General features: G+C 57.6%; 16 protein-coding genes. 8 read left to right on the top strand and 8 right to left on the bottom strand.

What is annotated here, in order from left to right; translation table 11 throughout:
* The first annotated feature begins 15 nt into the window (after positions 1-15).
* The 4 genes from AC2FFB_RS15570 to AC2FFB_RS15555 are packed head-to-tail and all read left to right on the top strand — an operon-like array spanning position 16 to position 4,854.
* Positions 16-963 (top strand): ABC transporter permease, encoded by a 948-nt coding sequence (locus AC2FFB_RS15570; protein WP_282027660.1) that lies wholly within the window; start codon positions 16-18, stop codon positions 961-963.
* Positions 960-1,775: an ABC transporter permease gene (locus AC2FFB_RS15565; protein ID WP_496678434.1), complete on the top strand. Its 816-nt coding sequence runs from the start codon at positions 960-962 to the stop codon at positions 1,773-1,775. The genes AC2FFB_RS15570 and AC2FFB_RS15565 overlap by 4 nt, the downstream gene beginning before the upstream one ends.
* Positions 1,772-3,370 (top strand): ABC transporter ATP-binding protein, encoded by a 1,599-nt coding sequence (locus tag AC2FFB_RS15560; protein WP_496875143.1) that lies wholly within the window; start codon positions 1,772-1,774, stop codon positions 3,368-3,370. Before AC2FFB_RS15565 ends, AC2FFB_RS15560 begins: the two co-directional genes overlap by 4 nt.
* Positions 3,371-3,402: 32 nt before the next feature.
* Entirely contained in the window at positions 3,403-4,854 is a 1,452-nt protein-coding gene (locus tag AC2FFB_RS15555; RefSeq protein ID WP_496875142.1) for an aldehyde dehydrogenase family protein, read from the top strand.
* 3 nt (positions 4,855-4,857) lie between these two features.
* Here AC2FFB_RS15555 and pncB read toward each other — a convergent pair whose 3' ends face one another.
* Positions 4,858-6,150, bottom strand: a complete 1,293-nt coding sequence (gene pncB / locus AC2FFB_RS15550; RefSeq protein WP_142638615.1) for a nicotinate phosphoribosyltransferase — start codon at positions 6,148-6,150, stop codon at positions 4,858-4,860.
* Positions 6,151-6,315: 165 nt separating this feature from the next.
* On the opposite strand from pncB, the gene AC2FFB_RS15545 reads away from it, so the two are divergent.
* Positions 6,316-6,849, top strand: a complete 534-nt coding sequence (locus AC2FFB_RS15545) for a hypothetical protein (protein ID WP_282022091.1) — start codon at positions 6,316-6,318, stop codon at positions 6,847-6,849.
* Here AC2FFB_RS15545 and pncA read toward each other — a convergent pair.
* The gene (gene pncA, locus AC2FFB_RS15540) at positions 6,846-7,439 is read right to left on the bottom strand and encodes a bifunctional nicotinamidase/pyrazinamidase (RefSeq protein WP_142638619.1); all 594 of its coding nucleotides are present in this window, start codon (positions 7,437-7,439) and stop codon (positions 6,846-6,848) included. The two genes, AC2FFB_RS15545 and pncA, sit on opposite strands and share 4 nt — an antisense overlap.
* A gap of 96 nt (positions 7,440-7,535) precedes the next feature.
* Between pncA and trhO the strand changes: the two genes are divergently transcribed.
* On the top strand, positions 7,536-8,441 hold the full coding sequence (trhO, locus tag AC2FFB_RS15535; RefSeq protein ID WP_496694325.1) for an oxygen-dependent tRNA uridine(34) hydroxylase TrhO: 906 nt from the start codon (positions 7,536-7,538) through the stop codon (positions 8,439-8,441).
* Positions 8,442-8,514: 73 nt separating this feature from the next.
* The gene (locus AC2FFB_RS15530) at positions 8,515-9,018 is read left to right on the top strand and encodes a potassium channel family protein (protein WP_281973307.1); all 504 of its coding nucleotides are present in this window, start codon (positions 8,515-8,517) and stop codon (positions 9,016-9,018) included.
* Positions 9,019-9,031: 13 nt separating this feature from the next.
* Here AC2FFB_RS15530 and AC2FFB_RS15525 read toward each other — a convergent pair whose 3' ends face one another.
* Positions 9,032-9,361, bottom strand: a complete 330-nt coding sequence (locus AC2FFB_RS15525) for a hypothetical protein (protein WP_271952366.1) — start codon at positions 9,359-9,361, stop codon at positions 9,032-9,034.
* Positions 9,362-9,527: 166 nt separating this feature from the next.
* Here AC2FFB_RS15525 and betB point away from each other — a divergent pair, with 166 nt between their 5' ends.
* Positions 9,528-10,982: a betaine-aldehyde dehydrogenase gene (gene betB, locus AC2FFB_RS15520; protein WP_496791239.1), complete on the top strand. Its 1,455-nt coding sequence runs from the start codon at positions 9,528-9,530 to the stop codon at positions 10,980-10,982.
* Positions 10,983-11,104: 122 nt separating this feature from the next.
* On the opposite strand, the gene AC2FFB_RS15515 is transcribed toward betB, so the two are convergent.
* The 5 genes from AC2FFB_RS15515 to AC2FFB_RS15495 are packed head-to-tail and all read right to left on the bottom strand — an operon-like array spanning position 11,105 to position 15,738.
* On the bottom strand, positions 11,105-13,240 hold the full coding sequence (locus tag AC2FFB_RS15515) for a hypothetical protein (RefSeq protein ID WP_496694327.1): 2,136 nt from the start codon (positions 13,238-13,240) through the stop codon (positions 11,105-11,107).
* Entirely contained in the window at positions 13,237-14,106 is an 870-nt protein-coding gene (gene motA, locus AC2FFB_RS15510; RefSeq protein WP_496690254.1) for a flagellar motor stator protein MotA, read from the bottom strand. Before motA ends, AC2FFB_RS15515 begins: the two co-directional genes overlap by 4 nt.
* Positions 14,107-14,152: 46 nt before the next feature.
* The gene (locus AC2FFB_RS15505) at positions 14,153-14,728 is read right to left on the bottom strand and encodes a MotE family protein (RefSeq protein ID WP_496690253.1); all 576 of its coding nucleotides are present in this window, start codon (positions 14,726-14,728) and stop codon (positions 14,153-14,155) included.
* Entirely contained in the window at positions 14,725-15,231 is a 507-nt protein-coding gene (locus AC2FFB_RS15500; RefSeq protein ID WP_496875141.1) for a hypothetical protein, read from the bottom strand. The genes AC2FFB_RS15505 and AC2FFB_RS15500 overlap by 4 nt, the downstream gene beginning before the upstream one ends.
* 9 nt (positions 15,232-15,240) lie before the next feature.
* A complete protein-coding gene (locus AC2FFB_RS15495; RefSeq protein WP_281995697.1) occupies positions 15,241-15,738 on the bottom strand; it encodes a flagellar basal body-associated FliL family protein in 498 nt (165 codons plus the stop codon).
* Positions 15,739-15,758 lie beyond the last annotated feature (20 nt).

The raw sequence follows: 15,758 nt of genomic DNA, 5'->3' as shown, positions 1-15,758 counted from the left end.
CGTAACCTGTTTGTAATGCTACGCTATGCCCTCAAACGTCTGATTTCGCTGGTGATCAGCCTGGCTATCGCCTCGGTGGTCATTTTTGCAGTGATCGAGGTCGCGCCGGGCGATCCGGCATCCTTCATGCTTGGCGTCAACGCGCAGGCGGACACGCTGGCCGCGCTGCGGGCCGAGCTGGGGTTGGATGTGTCCAAACCGCAGCGCTATTTCAACTGGGTCAGCGGAATGCTGGTCGGGGATTTCGGCACTTCATACACCTATCGCACGCCGGTGTCGCAGATGATTGCGGACCGACTTTGGGTGTCGCTGCCGCTGGCGCTTTATGCACTGACCCTTTCAACCCTGATCGCCTTTCCCGCAGGGATTTACGCTGCTGCGCGCCGGGGGCGGCCCGGCGATGTGGCGGTCATGGGGGCCACACAGCTCGGCATCGCCGTGCCAAATTTCTGGTTTGCCATGATGCTGGTGCTGGTCTTTGCCATCAATCTGCGCTGGTTCAACGCTGGAGGGTTCGCAGGCTGGGACGATGGGTTTTGGACCGGTCTACACTCGCTGACCCTGCCAGCCATAGCGCTGGCTCTGCCACAGGCGGCGATTCTTGCAAGGGTCATGCGGTCGGCCCTGCTGGATATTCTGGGTGAGGATTTCATGCGCACCGCACGGGCCAAGGGCCTGTCCCGCCGACAGGCGCTGTGGCGTCACGGGGTGCGCAATGCGCTGATCCCGGTGTTGACCATCATCGGGCTGCAGTTTTCCTTTCTTCTGGCCGGGTCCATCATTATCGAACAGGTGTTTTACCTGCCCGGCCTCGGGCGGCTGGTGTTTCAAGCGATCTCGGCCCGCGATCTGATCGTGGTGGAATCCGTGGTCATGCTACTGGTTTTTGCAGTGATCACGGTAAATTTTCTGGTTGATCTCGCCTATGCCGCCGTTGACCCCCGTCTGAGGAGCAGGACATGAGCCGCAACCTCATCCTTGGTGCAGTACTCTCCTCGCTGGTGGTCTTGGCGGCTGCACTTTCCTTTGTCTGGACGCCCTACGCGCACGCCGCGCTGAATATTCCCGCCAAGCTGCAACCACCCAATGCGCAGCACTGGTTTGGCACCGATCATTTTGGGCGGGACATGTTCTCAATGATCATGGTGGGTGCGCGCACTTCAATCGCTGTGGCCTTGGTGGCGGTGGGGATCGGCATGACATTGGGCGTGCCACTTGGTCTGGCGGCAGCGGCGCGCAAAGGCGCGTGGCTGGATGAGGTGATCATGCGCGGCAACGATCTGGTTTTTGCTTTCCCGTCGTTGGTCATCGCCATCCTGATCACTGCCGTTTTCGGTGCCGGGGCGGTCAACGCCATCATTGCCATCGGTATCTTCAACATTCCGGTCTTTGCCCGTATCACCCGTGGCGCTGCGCTGTCCCTGTGGGAGCGAGAGTTCATCCTGGCCGCCCGGGTCTCGGGCAAGGGTGCGGCGCGGATATCGGCGGAACATATCCTGCCTAATGTGGCGAACTTGCTGATCGTACAGGGCACCATCCAGTTCAGCCTTGGGATTCTTGCCGAGGCAGGCCTGTCCTATGTCGGGTTGGGTGCGCAACCGCCTACGCCCAGTTGGGGCCGGATGTTGGCAGATGCGCAGACGATGGTCAGTTTTGCCCCGCATTTGGCTCTGATTCCGGGGCTTGCAATCATTGTCACTGTTTTGGGGCTGAACCTGCTGGGCGACGGTTTGCGGGATTGGCTGGACCCCCGAATACGGGTGGCGCGCGCATGAGCTTGCTGGAAATCGAAAATCTCAACCTGTCGATTCATGGCATGGACATCCTCAAACAGGTCAGCCTGTCTGTTGCGTCGGGTGAGATCGTCGCCGTCACCGGTGAAAGCGGTTCGGGCAAGTCAATGACGGCGTTGGCGGTGATGCAACTGCTGCCAAACGGTGCGGATGCCGCGGGCGCGATCCGGTTGGACGGGCTGGACCTGCTGAACTGTTCCGAGGATGAGATGTGCGCCCTGCGTGGCGCCTCGGTCGGGATGGTGTTTCAGGAACCCATGACCGCGCTCAACCCGGTCAAAACCATCGGGGATCAGGTGATGGAGACAATCTTGATCCACAAAGCCATGCCTACTGCACAGGCCCGGTCCCGTGCCGAAGAAGTGCTGACGCGCGTCGGCCTTCCGCCCGAAAGGTTCCCTCTGTCCAGGTATCCGCATGAGCTGTCCGGTGGTCAGCGTCAGCGCGTGGTGATCGCCATGGCCATCGCGTTGCGCCCAAGGTTGTTGATCGCGGACGAACCTACGACGGCGCTGGACGTCACTACGCAGGCGCAGATTCTAGACCTGCTCACGGGGTTGGTGCGCGAATACGACATGGGATTGCTAATGATCACCCATGATCTGGCGGTTGTGGCCGATATGGCCGACCGGATCATCGTCATGCGCTATGGCGAAGTCGTCGAGGCCGGCGCCACCGAACCCTTGCTGCGGAACATGCAGCACCCCTATACACGCATGCTGTTCCGGGCTTCGGGCCATCAGGTCGACCTGCCGGAACTCAAACCGGCACAGCCTTTGCTTGAGGTTGCACAGGTGGTCCGGGATTACCGTTTGCCCCGAAAGGGCTTGTTTGATGCGCCGCGACACCACAGGGCTGTGGCTGGGGTCAGCTTTACACTGAACAAAGGCGAGCGCTTAGGCCTGGTCGGAGAGTCCGGGTGCGGAAAATCGACCCTAACACGGGCTGTCCTGGGGCTGGAAGAGGTGCAGAGCGGCCAGATTCTGCTGGACGGGCAGCCAGTATTCACGGGGCACAAACCCAATCTGGCCGTCCGGCGTAAGATGCAGGTTGTGTTCCAGGACCCCTATGGCAGCTTCAACCCCCGACACCGGGTCACGCGCCTGATCACCGAGCCGTTTCACCTGCTCGAACATCCCCCAACCGGGTTCGAGCGGCAGGATCGGATCGCCGAGATTCTGACAGCCGTAGGTCTCAGCCCCGATGACGCGGGTCGGTATATTCACGAATTCTCGGGCGGGCAGAGGCAGCGTATTGCCATCGCCCGTGCCCTGATCATCCGGCCCGAGCTGATCCTGTTTGATGAGGCGGTCTCGGCCCTTGATGTTTCTGTCCGGGCGCAAATTCTGGATCTGCTGGCCGAGCTCTGCGCTGCTTATGACCTAACCTATCTGTTCATCAGCCATGATCTAAGCGTCGTGCGTACGATCACCGACCGGGTTTTGGTGATGCAGGCAGGGCAGATTGTCGAGCAGGGCGAGACGGAACAGGTCTTTTCCAACCCGCAGCACGATTATACCCAAACTCTGATTGCCGCTGCACCTATCCTGCCGGATATCGGTCAGGATGTGGCGTAAACTTCAATGTTAGAGACGAAATGGAGCCTGACATGACCAACCCCTTGTGGTTCGATCCCAGCTTGTGCCTGATTGGCGGCGCATGGCAGCGCCCAGCCTCGCAGGCCGATCTGCCGCTGATCAACCCCTCGGACGGATCTGAACTTTGCCGGATCGCGCGCGGAGATGCCGGTGACATCGACGCAGCCGTGGCCGCGGCCCAAAAAGCGTTGGATGGGGACTGGGGCCGCAAATCCGCATTAGAGCGCGGGCGCATTCTGACCCGGTTGGGTCAGATGGTGCTGGAGCGTGTCGATGATCTGGCCGCGTTGGAGGCGATGGATGTCGGCAAACCCCTGACACAGGCGCGCGCCGATGCGGTGGCACTGGCGCGGTATTGTGAGTTTTACGGAGGCGCGGCGGATAAGGTGATGGGCGAAACGATCCCTTATCTGGATGGCTATACCGTCTATACCCTGCGTGAACCGCATGGTGTGACGGGCCACATTGTGCCGTGGAATTACCCTATGCAGATCATCGGCCGCTCTGTCGGGGCGGCTTTGGCGATGGGCAATGCCTGTGTGCTGAAACCAGCGGAAGAGGCCTGTTTGACCGCGCTTGCCTTTGCCCATCTGGCGCAGCAGGCCGGGTTGCCGGTGGGCGCTTTGAACGTGGTTCCGGGGCTGGGGGCCGAGGCCGGGGCGGCGCTGTCGGCGCATTCGGGGATTCAGCATGTGTCCTTCACCGGCTCCGTTGCCACCGGCGCGTTGGTGCAACAGGCCGCTGGGCATAACGTGGTGCCAGTGACGCTGGAGCTGGGCGGGAAATCCCCGCAGCTGGTGTTCGACGATGCAGATCTGGATGCGGCCCTGCCATTTCTGGTGAATGCGGGCGTTCAGAACGCAGGGCAGACCTGTTCGGCCTCCTCCCGCGTTCTGGTGCAACGCGGAGTGTATGAGCAGGTCAAATCGCGCATGGCCTCGGCCTATTCCGAGTTGACCGTTGGGCCCGCGTCCGAAGATTTGCGCCTGGGGCCCCTGATTTCAGCGCGCCAGAAGGACATCGTGACTGGATTTATCGACAAAGGCGCAGATCTGAATATCGTGGGCCAGGGGCCGATTGTTGGCCACGCACCCGAGTCTGGCGCCTATGTGCAACCGACCCTGTTTGCCGACGTACCCCCTGATCATGTTTTGGCACAGGATGAGATTTTCGGCCCAGTCCAAGTGCTGATCCCCTTTGAGACCGAGGAAGAGGCCCTGCAGATCGCCAATTCCACCGATTACGGGCTGGTTGCCAGCATTTGGACACGCGATGGCGCGCGGCAGATGCGGCTGGCGAAGAAGTTGCGGTCGGGGCAGGTGTTTATCAACAATTACGGCGCTGGCGGCGGTGTGGAGCTGCCCTTTGGCGGTGTCGGGAAATCCGGCCATGGTCGCGAAAAAGGGTTCGAGGCGCTGTACGGGTTCTCACAGGTGAAAACGGTAGCTGCTTTCCATGGTTAGGGCCTAAACGATGACCTCGATTGGCTGTTGCACGCCAACGCCAAAGACACGTTTGTAGCGCTCGATCTGATCCGCCGGACCCATCGCTTTTTCCGGGTTGTCCGAGAGTTTAACCGTCGGGCGACCATTGGCCGAAACCGCCTTGCAGACCAACGAGAAGGGTGCCAGCGCGTCATCGGGAACCAGCCCTCTGAAATCATTGGTCAGCAGCGTGCCCCAGCCGAAGGATACTTTGGTGCGGCCTGCAAACTGACTTTGCAGTTCGCGGATTTTGCCGACATCCAGACCGTCAGAAAAGATCACGCGTTTCTGTTTGGGATCCTCACCGCGCGATTGCCACCATTTGATCGCAGTTTCTGCACCGGTTGCCGGATCACCGCTGTCGATTCTGATGCCGGTCCATCCCGCCAACCAATCTGGCGCGTCGTCCAGAAAACCCTTGGTGCCATAGGTATCAGGCAGGATGATCCGTAGGTTGCCGTCATGTTCCTCGTGCCAATCGCTAAGCACATCATAGGGTGCCTGCGCCAGTTTCTCATCAGTATCAGCCAGCGCAGAGTAAACCATGGGCAACTCGTGGGCATTGGTGCCGATGGCCTCGACCTCGCGCCGCATGGCGATCAGGCAGTTCGAGGTGCCGGTAAATGCAGGGCCCAGACCTTCGATCATGGCTTGGACGCACCAGTCCTGCCATAGAAAGGAATGCCGCCGCCTAGTGCCGAAATCGGCGATGCCCAGCCCCTGAATCCCTCGTAAGTGTTCGATTTTCTCCCATACACGGGTCATCGCACGAGCATAGAGAATTTGTAGCTCGAACCGCCGCATCGCATTCAGCACCGAGCGGGATCGCAGCTCCATCAGGACTGCCAATGCGGGAATTTCCCACAGCATGACCTCGTGCCATTTGCCTTCAAAGGTCAATTCGTACTGATCACCTTTGCGTTCAAGGTGGTAGGGCGGCAGTCGCAGGTTCTCGAACCACCCCATGAAATCCGAACGGAACATCTGACGTTTGCCATAAAAGGTATTGCCGCGCAGCCAAGTGCTTTCCCCCCGGCTCAGGCTGAGTGACCGAATGTGGTCCAGCTGTTCGCGCAGCTCTCCCTCATCAATCAATTCAGCCAATGGAATGTGATTCGACCGGTTAATAAGTGAAAACACCACATCCGTTTGGGGCTTATTTCGAAACACTGACTGGCACATCAGCAGTTTGTAGAAGTCTGTGTCGATTAAAGACCGGACAATCGGGTCAATCTTCCATTTGTGATTGTATACTCGCGTCGCAATATCGACCATTGGGAACTCCTGCGATTTCCGTTGTTAGATCAATAGGTGCGTGGAATGGCAAGAGTCGCTAAATTGATGACAATGACAAGGTCAAGTCACAATGCGAGCATATTGTGGGGTCTTTTCACCGGTTAGTGGAAAGAGGGGGATGGATAGTCGAGGTTTAGTTAGTGAATGGTTCTCGAGTACGACTTTGATATTGTAACGATCGCTTCGGGGGAAAACGATCCGGAGACGACCCCGTCAGGGGCGCAAAACGGACGCAAGGTGCGTGCGCTGTTTCGGAATGTGAAAACAGCCGATGCATTGCGGGCAGCGTCACCCAAAATACGCAAAATTTTTCATGATGCCGGTTTTGGTCTGGATTCGACGCGCAGCGAGATTACCCATGGATATTACCGTCCACAGGATACGGCGGACAGGGATCGCATTCTGCGAGCCTTGTTTCACAATATCCGGACGACGGGAGTCAAAGGCGAATATTGCGGCGAGTTTGATTTCCTGAAGTTCATGAACGATGTAAAAGCCGCCAAGCCGCGCGCCGGGTTGCCCAAAGAGGTTCCGATGTGGAAACCCAGGCCACAGCAGGCGGAATCGGTCGGACCAAAGCGCCGAACTGTACCAGGCCGGGTTGGGTTTGCTTTGGGGTTGGCGGTGATTATCTTTGCACTGCTCAAGTATCTGGCGGCTGCGGGGGCAACCCCTTAAATCAGCCGAACGCCAGCATCTTTCATCGCGGTCTCTGCCGAGGCCAATGACCCATCCAGATTAATTGCCCGGCAGGCTCTCATCTGAACTGACACGTCGAAACCCAGCCGCGCTGCGTCAACCGCAGAGTAGTAGACGCAGAAATCCGTGGCCAGTCCGACGAGTGTCAGTCTCTCGATTTCACGGGTGCGCAGATACCCTTCCAACCCGGTGGGCGTGGTCTGGTCGTTCTCAAAGAACGCCGAATAGCTATCGATGTTGCTGCGGAACCCTTTGCGCAGGATCAGATCGCCATCCGTACGCAGGTTCGCATGAAATGCTGCCCCATTTGTTCCCTGCACGCAGTGATCTGGCCACAAAACCTGAGGCCCATAAGGCATCTCGGTCATGTCATAGGGGTTTTTGCCCGCATGGCTGCTGGCAAAGGACGAATGCCCCGCAGGGTGCCAGTCTTGAGTCAGGATCACCGCGTCAAAATCTGGCATCATCGCGTTGATCGGAGCCACGATCTCATCTCCGCCGGGAACCGCCAACGCACCGCCGGGACAGAAATCGTTCTGAACATCGATCACAATAAGGGCATGGGTCATGGGGACCTCCTTCGGTTGCGTTATCGGTAGTGGGCGCGACAAGGGGCGTCAATCCGGTCTCTTGCGACTCTGTCCGCGCGGGTTTAGACCGCGCGCATGTATACGATCGCTGCTCTCTATCATTTCACCCGGTTCGCCAACCACGAAGCCCTTCGTGAGCCCTTGCTTGAGCTGTGCCGCGCGCAATCGGTCAAAGGGACGCTCTTGCTGGCACAGGAAGGGATCAATGGCACTATTGCCGGACCCCGCGCTGGCATTGACGCGGTTTTGGCCCATATCCGTGCGCTGCCCGGCTGTGCTGATCTGGAGTGGAAAGAGGCCACGTCTGACCAACCGCCATTTGGCAAGATCAAGGTACGCCTGAAAAAAGAGATCGTGACCATGGGCCAACCGGATATCGATCCGCGCGCCCGTGTCGGCAATTATGTCGAGCCCGAAGACTGGAATGATCTGATCCGCTCGGATGATGTGGTGGTGATCGACACCCGAAATGATTACGAGGTGGCAATCGGTACGTTTGAGGGCGCGTTAGACCCTGAAACAAGCAGTTTTCGTGAATTCCCCACCTGGTGGGAAGAAAACAAGGACCGGTTCCACAATAAGCGTGTGGCGATGTTTTGCACGGGTGGCATCCGGTGTGAGAAATCCACCAATTACCTGTTGGGTCAGGGGGTCGAGGATGTCTATCACCTGAAAGGTGGCATCTTGCGATACCTCGAGGAAATGCCCGTCGAGAACAGCACCTGGCAGGGCGAATGCTTTGTGTTCGACAACCGCGTATCTGTTGGGCATGGGCTGGTCGAAGGGCCGCACAACCTGTGCCATGGCTGCCGTCGCCCGATCCTTCCCGAGGATGTGAAACGTGCCGAATACGAACACGGCGTGTCCTGCCATCAATGCATAGAGGAAACCTCTGAGGTCGACAAAACCCGGTTCCGGGAACGTCAAAAACAGATCCTGCTGGCACGTCAGCGGGGACAGGAGCATCTGGGCGCAGACTGATTTGCTGAAATCTGGTTGCCACGCAGGACAGTCCACCGGATAATCCCGGAGATTTCAGCGCGTTGGAGGTTCCATGTCCCGAAAACCCACGACTTTGGAAGAATGGAAATCAACGCTGCTGGCGGCAGCCGCAATGGTGGTTGCCAGTTTCCTCGCATGGTTCGGTCTGTCCCGTCTGAGCGAGGGCACTGCAGGTGACACGATCGGTACGATCGCCTCTGTGGGGCTGGTTGTGTGGATGGTGTCTCAATCCTGGTTCTATATGACTCAGGTGAAATCACCGCGCCGCATTCTGTTTTTGATGGGTGTGTCCTTTATTCAGGTCGTTCCGTTCCTGTTCGCCGCTGCCTATGGCGCATTCGGGTACCAGGATAATTGCGTCATCGGGGCGCAAGGGCCCGCTGATATCCTGTATTTTTCTTATGTTACATTCACCACCGTTGGGTACGGCGATATGTCCCCAACCGGGCTGTGCCGCGCCCTGGCCGTGGCCGAGGCGGTGACCGGCTATATCCTACTGGGCCTGTTCGTCGCGGCGGCGGTGGCGTTGTATGCCCGCAATCATAGTCCGGATTAGGCTCTGATTTCGTCTATTTGTTTTGATCTATCCAACGCGACATCATCTGTTTGTCGCGAAAGCACTCCGACGGGATTGGGCGGCGTTTGCTGCGCGAGATACGTTCGGCAAAGGCAACCTGCTTGCCGGTCGGGTAATTTGCAAATGGCGAGGGATCATCAGGTTTGTGTTTGGAAATCCAGGCAGACATGGACTGACGGTCGCGCTGCGCCTCGACCGGAATCTCAAGTGCAGTTTGCTCCGCGATGGCGCGGGCATAGCGTATCTGCCGATCGGTGGCGGGCAGCAGGTGATAGTCGTTTGTCGGGCCGTGCGGGGCGGTGTTTCGCAATGAATGGGCCATCGGTTGATCCTCTGACTATGTAGAACATAAATAGAACATTTACCGAAAATTTCAAGCCACGGCCTGTTGGAATTGGCAGGAAATCGCTCTGGATCAGTTTTATTGACTGCTGAGTCAATAAAATATAAACGCGGAGGAAACAGCTTCTGATCAGGGAATCCCCACAATGAGATTTCAGCCCAAGGCGAGCCATTTCATCAACGGTGAATATGTCGACGACACGACCGGAGCACCCATAGACGTGATCTACCCTGCAACAGGGGAAGTGATCGCACGGCTGCATTCTGCTACTCCGCAGATCATAGATCAGGCTCTAAACAGTGCAAAATCGGCACAGGCAGACTGGGCCGCGATGTCTGGGACCGAAAGGGGCCGTGTTCTGCGCCGCGCCGCGGACATCATGCGCGAACGCAATCGTGATCTGTCGATCATCGAAACCCACGATACTGGAAAACCGCTGCAGGAAACGTTGGTTGCCGATGCTACCAGCGGAGCCGATGCGTTGGAATATTTCGGAGGTCTGGCGGCCTCGCTGACCGGCGCGCATATCCCGCTGGGTGGTGGGGATTTCGTATATACGATCCGTGAGGCGCTTGGGGTTTGCGTCGGAATCGGCGCGTGGAACTATCCAACCCAGATTGCCTGCTGGAAAGGCGCGCCTGCTTTGGCCTGCGGCAACACGATGGTATTCAAGCCTTCCGAGACCACGCCCTTGTCTGCTCTGCAAGTGGCCGAAATCCTGGTCGAGGCCGGGGCACCAAAGGGTGTCTATAACGTAATTCAGGGTTATGGCGATGTGGGCGCATCACTTGTGACGGACCCCCGTGTTGCCAAGGTCTCGCTGACCGGATCGGTACCGACAGGGCGCAAGGTTTATGCCGCAGCAGCCGATGGCATGAAGCATGTCACGATGGAACTAGGCGGCAAGTCCCCCATGATCGTGTTCGACGATGCGGATATCGAAAACGCCGTGTCTGGCGCCATTTTGGGGAATTTCTACTCCTCGGGTCAGGTCTGTTCCAATGGCACCCGCGTTTTTGTACACAAAGGCATCAAAGAAGCCTTCCTCGATCGCCTGTCCCAGCGTCTGGCGAATGTGAAAATCGGCGACCCGATGGATGAAGAGGTTAATTTCGGTCCGATGGTTAGCGAAAACCAGATGAATATCGCTCTGGGTTATGTTGAAAAAGGCAAGGCAGAAGGTGCGCGTTTGGTCTATGGCGGTGCGCGTATCGAAGGCGACGGGTTCTACATTCAGCCCGCCGTCTTTGCCGATGTGACCGATGACATGGCCATCGCGCGCGAGGAAATCTTCGGCCCGGTTATGTCAGTGTTGGATTTCGAAACCGAGGAAGAGGTGATGGCCCGCGCCAATAACACCGAATTCGGTCTGGCAGCCGGTGTGTTCACCAAAGATCTGACCCGAGCCCATCGTATCGCGGCCGCGTTCGAGGCGGGCACCTGCTATATCAACACTTACAACCTCGCACCGGTTGAAGCCCCGTTTGGCGGGTCAAAAATGTCTGGGGTCGGGCGGGAAAACTCGAAATTGGCAATCAATCATTTCAGCGAGATGAAAACGGTTTATGTCTCGATGAATGACGTCGAGGCGCCTTACTGACTAAACCCACCAATTCAGGCTCTGTTCATGAGGTTTTCCCTCGGGAACAGGGCATTGGATGCCGCGGTTCGTCAGGAGATCAGCCCTGACTGGGTGGCCACCCTGAGTTTTGCCCAGACGTTTCAGTCTGCCCTCATAAGTGCGAGAAGCTGAGCGATATTCTCCCGGGCGTTGGCGCTGTTTTCAAGCAGGGCAGTTGCATCCGCCAATGGTCGTTCTTCAATCCTGGTTACAGGTTCTGCCAATGCCAGAGTCGCCCGCCTGACCTGTCCAAATTTTTGGTCGGCCTCAGGCTGCGGGACGTCTTCCATATCAGAAAGCCAGAACAATCTTTCTGCTTCGTTCACCCTGTCAAACTGCAACAGTACCCGCCCTGCATTTTCAAACTCACCTATATCCAGATTGGCCTGCGCCCGCAGTGACATGGCCTTGTCCGAGGGGTCATCCCCTAACTCCAGCAAGGCTTTGTGTGGCTGGCCGGACAACAATGCGGCCTGCGCGCGCAAAAGGGCTCGGTCCTTTCGCCTGATAGTGTCCTGAGGTCGGTTGGACCAAAAGAGCGTTGGACGGGCAAACCCCAGCGATGCCGACCTTTCGGCAATGGAGATTGCGGTTTCGGTTGTCAGCGATTGTGCCATCGGTTCGGGCAGGTTGATGATGCGCCGCAAAAAGGTATCGTCGTCGGCGCGCGCAGTCAGTATTTGAACGGCCCGGTCCAGCGTTTCAGCTGAATTCGGAATATCTTCTAACAGATCAAAAGACTGGTCGAACTCTTGGCCCAAACTCAGTGCCAGCGCATATGTCCGTTGCATAAGTGGCCCGATCTCAGATCGGCGCAATTCGACCGTATAAGATGCGGCAAGTTCGAGCTCCCGGGCGGAGGCTGACCCGCGTTCCGCCCACCGCTGTTCAATCAACCGCGCCAGCGCCAGAGGCGCTTCAAGCCCCGCTTCCGAGCTGCTCACTACGTCACTCAGCAAGGTTTCGGATTTTTCCTGATTACCTTCAGCCTTTGCAACACTGGCCTTGGCCTGTGTTGCGCCGGGGCTGGGTTTGGTTTCGATGCGATCAACAGCCCGCAAGACGCGCCGCGCGGCTTCAAGTTTTTGGGCTGCAACGAAAATGTCGGACAGCATAGGTCCGACTTGCCGGCGCAGATGATCCGGTAGTCGCGCAAAGGAATGTTCCATAACCCTTATCTGGGCATCTTCGGCGAGCTTACCCTCGGTCAGAGCGGCCCAGATTGCGGCGTCACTTTCGCAACGCTGTAGGTCGCGGAATGGATTTGACCCTTTCAGTGGCCGGTCGTCCAGAACAGCGGCAATCGCAGAAATCCGGTTCGTTTCCGGCGTCTCTTCACCCATCCAGCCAAGGCTGCGAACCGCCTCGGCACCGAAGCCGAAATACGCATAGAGCTTGGCAAGCTTCATGGCTCGTACTTTGTCAAGGCGATCAAACTCCTGAAAAAGGCCAGTGCGCAGCTCTGCCACCTGTTCGGGGAACAGGCGCTCATCGGACCAGCTGTCAAAACCTAGCTCGGCGCTGGAAATGCAGGCTGGTTTCTTTTCCAGTTGTGGAATGGATGGTCCCAGCAAGCCATCCAGATCGTCCAGTACCGACGTAACTGCGATGTTCAGGTCCATACGCGGTGGCATGTCGAGCGATTGATTGCCATTCGAGTTCCTGGGCCCAATCTGAGATAGTTCAAGATCAACCAGATCTCGGTCAGCGCCCTGCAACAATCGCGTCGATAGCTGGTCCTCAAATACCTGCGCATTGAGATTCAAAAGCGGCAATACCAGAGGATCAAGCGCCTGTGGCCCGGGCAGCGGGGCGTTTACCACAGCGGCTTTGGGCAGCGTTGGGGGTGGAATGTCGCTGCTGATCGGTGGAAGGGCTGCCCCCGGCGCAATATCCACAACGATCATCGTGTTTTGATGCAGAAATGCGGTGGCAAAGCAGTCGCAGCCGAATTCCATCTCTAACGCATCACCCGGGCTGGTCTGTGAGATCGCAGACAGACGGTTCTGCGACAGCCGCTGAAATACCGCTCCGGTTTGAAATTCGGCATCAGGAAGCGCCACGTTGAGTCTTGCGCCATTCTTCGTTTGCTTCAGACCCCATTCCGTACCCGGGGGCACCTGCACAACAAGACGCGTATATCCGTCATGCTCGCCCGATCGCACAGAAATGTCGCGCGCGCCAGCCTGTCCAGCGGCCGTAAGCGCCGCTGAAACCATCAGGGCGTATCGGATCATGCCGCTGCCTGCTTGAGCTCTTTCAAGGCCTCTTCAAGTTCTGAGAAACCCGGCCTGTTATGGGTGGGAGTGTTCTGCCGCCCGACCTCAATGCACATGGCAGGGTTGTGGTTGTGCAGGTTGGCAACCAGAACCTCTTTGATCAACTGATAGAAATGATTGTCTTCTTCCACCACGGATTTGAGTTTTCCTGCAAATGGGCCGACCAGCCCATAAGCCAGAAAGACCCCCAGGAACGTCCCGACCAAAGCGCCACCGATCAGCTTTCCCAACACTTCTGGGGGTTGATCAATCGATCCCATCGTTTTGATAACGCCCAGAACTGCCGCAACAATTCCAAGTGCGGGCAGGCCGTCAGCAACAGTCTGTAGCGCGTGGCTAGAGTGCATCGCGTGGTGAAAATTCGCCTCCATCCGCTTTTCCAGCACCTCTTCGACCTGGTGGGGATCGTCATAATTCAAAGAGGCAGCCCGCATCGTGTCGCAGATCAAGTCGACGGCTTCTTTGTCGGCCTGAATTTTCGGATAAGTCGAAAACAGAGGCGAGTTTTCGGGGTCTTCGATATGCTGTTCAACCTCGACCGGGTTGGCCTTGGCGATCCGGATCAGCGAAAACAACAGGCACAGTAGATCACGGTAGTCATTGGGCTTCCACTTCGGCCCTTTGAATACTTTTGCCATATCCCTGATCGTGTGCTTCACGGCGCTCAGGTCATTGCTGATCATAAATGCGCCGACCGCGGCGCCACCGATCATCATCATCTCGAACGGCAGGGATTTCATGATGATGGTCATTTTCCCACCAGCCGCCAAATAGCCGCCGAACACCATGACGAAAATAATGACAATTCCGACAATTCCGATCATAAGAGGTCTCCGGTGAATTCCGATGCAGGGTTGAAAATCATGGGGGCTACTCCTGCGGAGCCGAAGCGTTTCGCCCGGCCATAATCACGCTGATTGTATAGGCAGCCTCGGGGTTCAGGCCTGCCAAAACACCGGCTGCGGCATCGGGCGGCATCCGTGACAGGAATCCGGCGGCAAAGGTCGGGTCCATCGTTTCAAACAGGGCGGCCGCGTCTTTCGGCTTCATGTTCTGATAGACATCCGTCAGGCGCGTCAGGTCTGTCTCAGCCGCTTTTTCTGCAATGGCCAGCGTCTCACGCAGCGCCTCTTCTGCCTGCTGCAGGGCGGCCAGGCGGGCCTCGATGGCCTGATCGGCAATGGCCAGCGCCTTTTCCCGATCAATGGCGGTGGCTTCGCGCTTTTTCAACGCCTCTTCGCGCCGCAGCAATTCGGTCAGCAATATCCGGGCTCCGGGCAGCTCTGCTTGGGTCTCTTTCGGAATTGCTTCTGCCTGCTCGGCCCCTTTTGCCAGGGCTGGTGCAGCCTCAAACCCCAGCCGAATCGCGGCTGACCCAAGCATCAACAGTGAAATAACTGTCAGGACACCGCTTCTTGGTCGTTTCTCTACAACGTGTCCGCTCATGTCGCGGCCTCTCCGCTATTGCGGTCGTGGCGGAAAAACATCAGCCCGCCCGGGCGCTTTTCCTGAGTGTCCTCAAATTTGGGCGCAGCAGGATCCTCTGGCTTTTCCACCGCCTCGATTGGAACCTCTTCAGGCACAGGATCCGTCGTTGGTTCCGCGGCCTTGGGTTCTTGCGGCTTGGGATCTTCAACCTTGATGTCATTGGCGGGTTCTTCGGCCGGAATGACATCATGCATCGAAGCCATCATCAGTTCGAGCCGCTGAGCAACCGATTCCGCCCTTTGGGTCAGAGCTTCAAGCACAAGGCCCGATTGGTCCGAGGCCGTCCGCGCCGAATCAAGCGACTTCTTCAGCTCATCCGCCTGGGATGACAGGACAGCAACCGCGCCACCGACCCCCTGTTCCAGATTAGTGAACCGCTTTAACCGACGGGACAGCACAAAACAGTAAAGACCCGCGCCCAGCGCACCTGCGACCAGCAAAATATCTGCAATCAGCTTCATCTCGGCCTCCTAATTCAATACGAATTCCATCACGAGGACATCGCGCACGCGCCCTTCGCCGACGACGATTTCAATGCGACGCAAAAGATGGCCGCGGATGCGCATCAGTGCGAGCGAATCCTCCAGATCCGACACTTCGACCGCCCGCAGGTACCCGTTCAGCACATCCATGATTCGAGGCTTCATCTTCTCGACATCCGAGACGTAGCCGCTGTTCACCTCAAGCTGGGCGTGGAACTTCAGATGCCGCGAATCGCCGGCATTGACCGAGACGATCACCGCCGGCAGGTCGATAAAACCAACCTCGGGCAGGGCCTTAACCTCGGCCCCTTTGTCTTTTTCCTTGGCGTCTTCCGCGGCTGGTTGGCCGCCAAATGGCAGCAGTCCCGAAGTGGTCAGGAAATACCCGCCCGCAGCCCCGGCAACGGCCAGAATCACCCCGATGATCATTCCTTTTTTCCCCAATTTTTCCGGGGCTTCTGCCTGTTCTGCAGTCGCGTCAGTCATGACGTCCTCATTCATTCAGT

Source organism: Ruegeria sp. YTSA219, from assembly GCF_059609985.1.
This window is presented reverse-complemented; position numbering and strand designations above follow the sequence as displayed.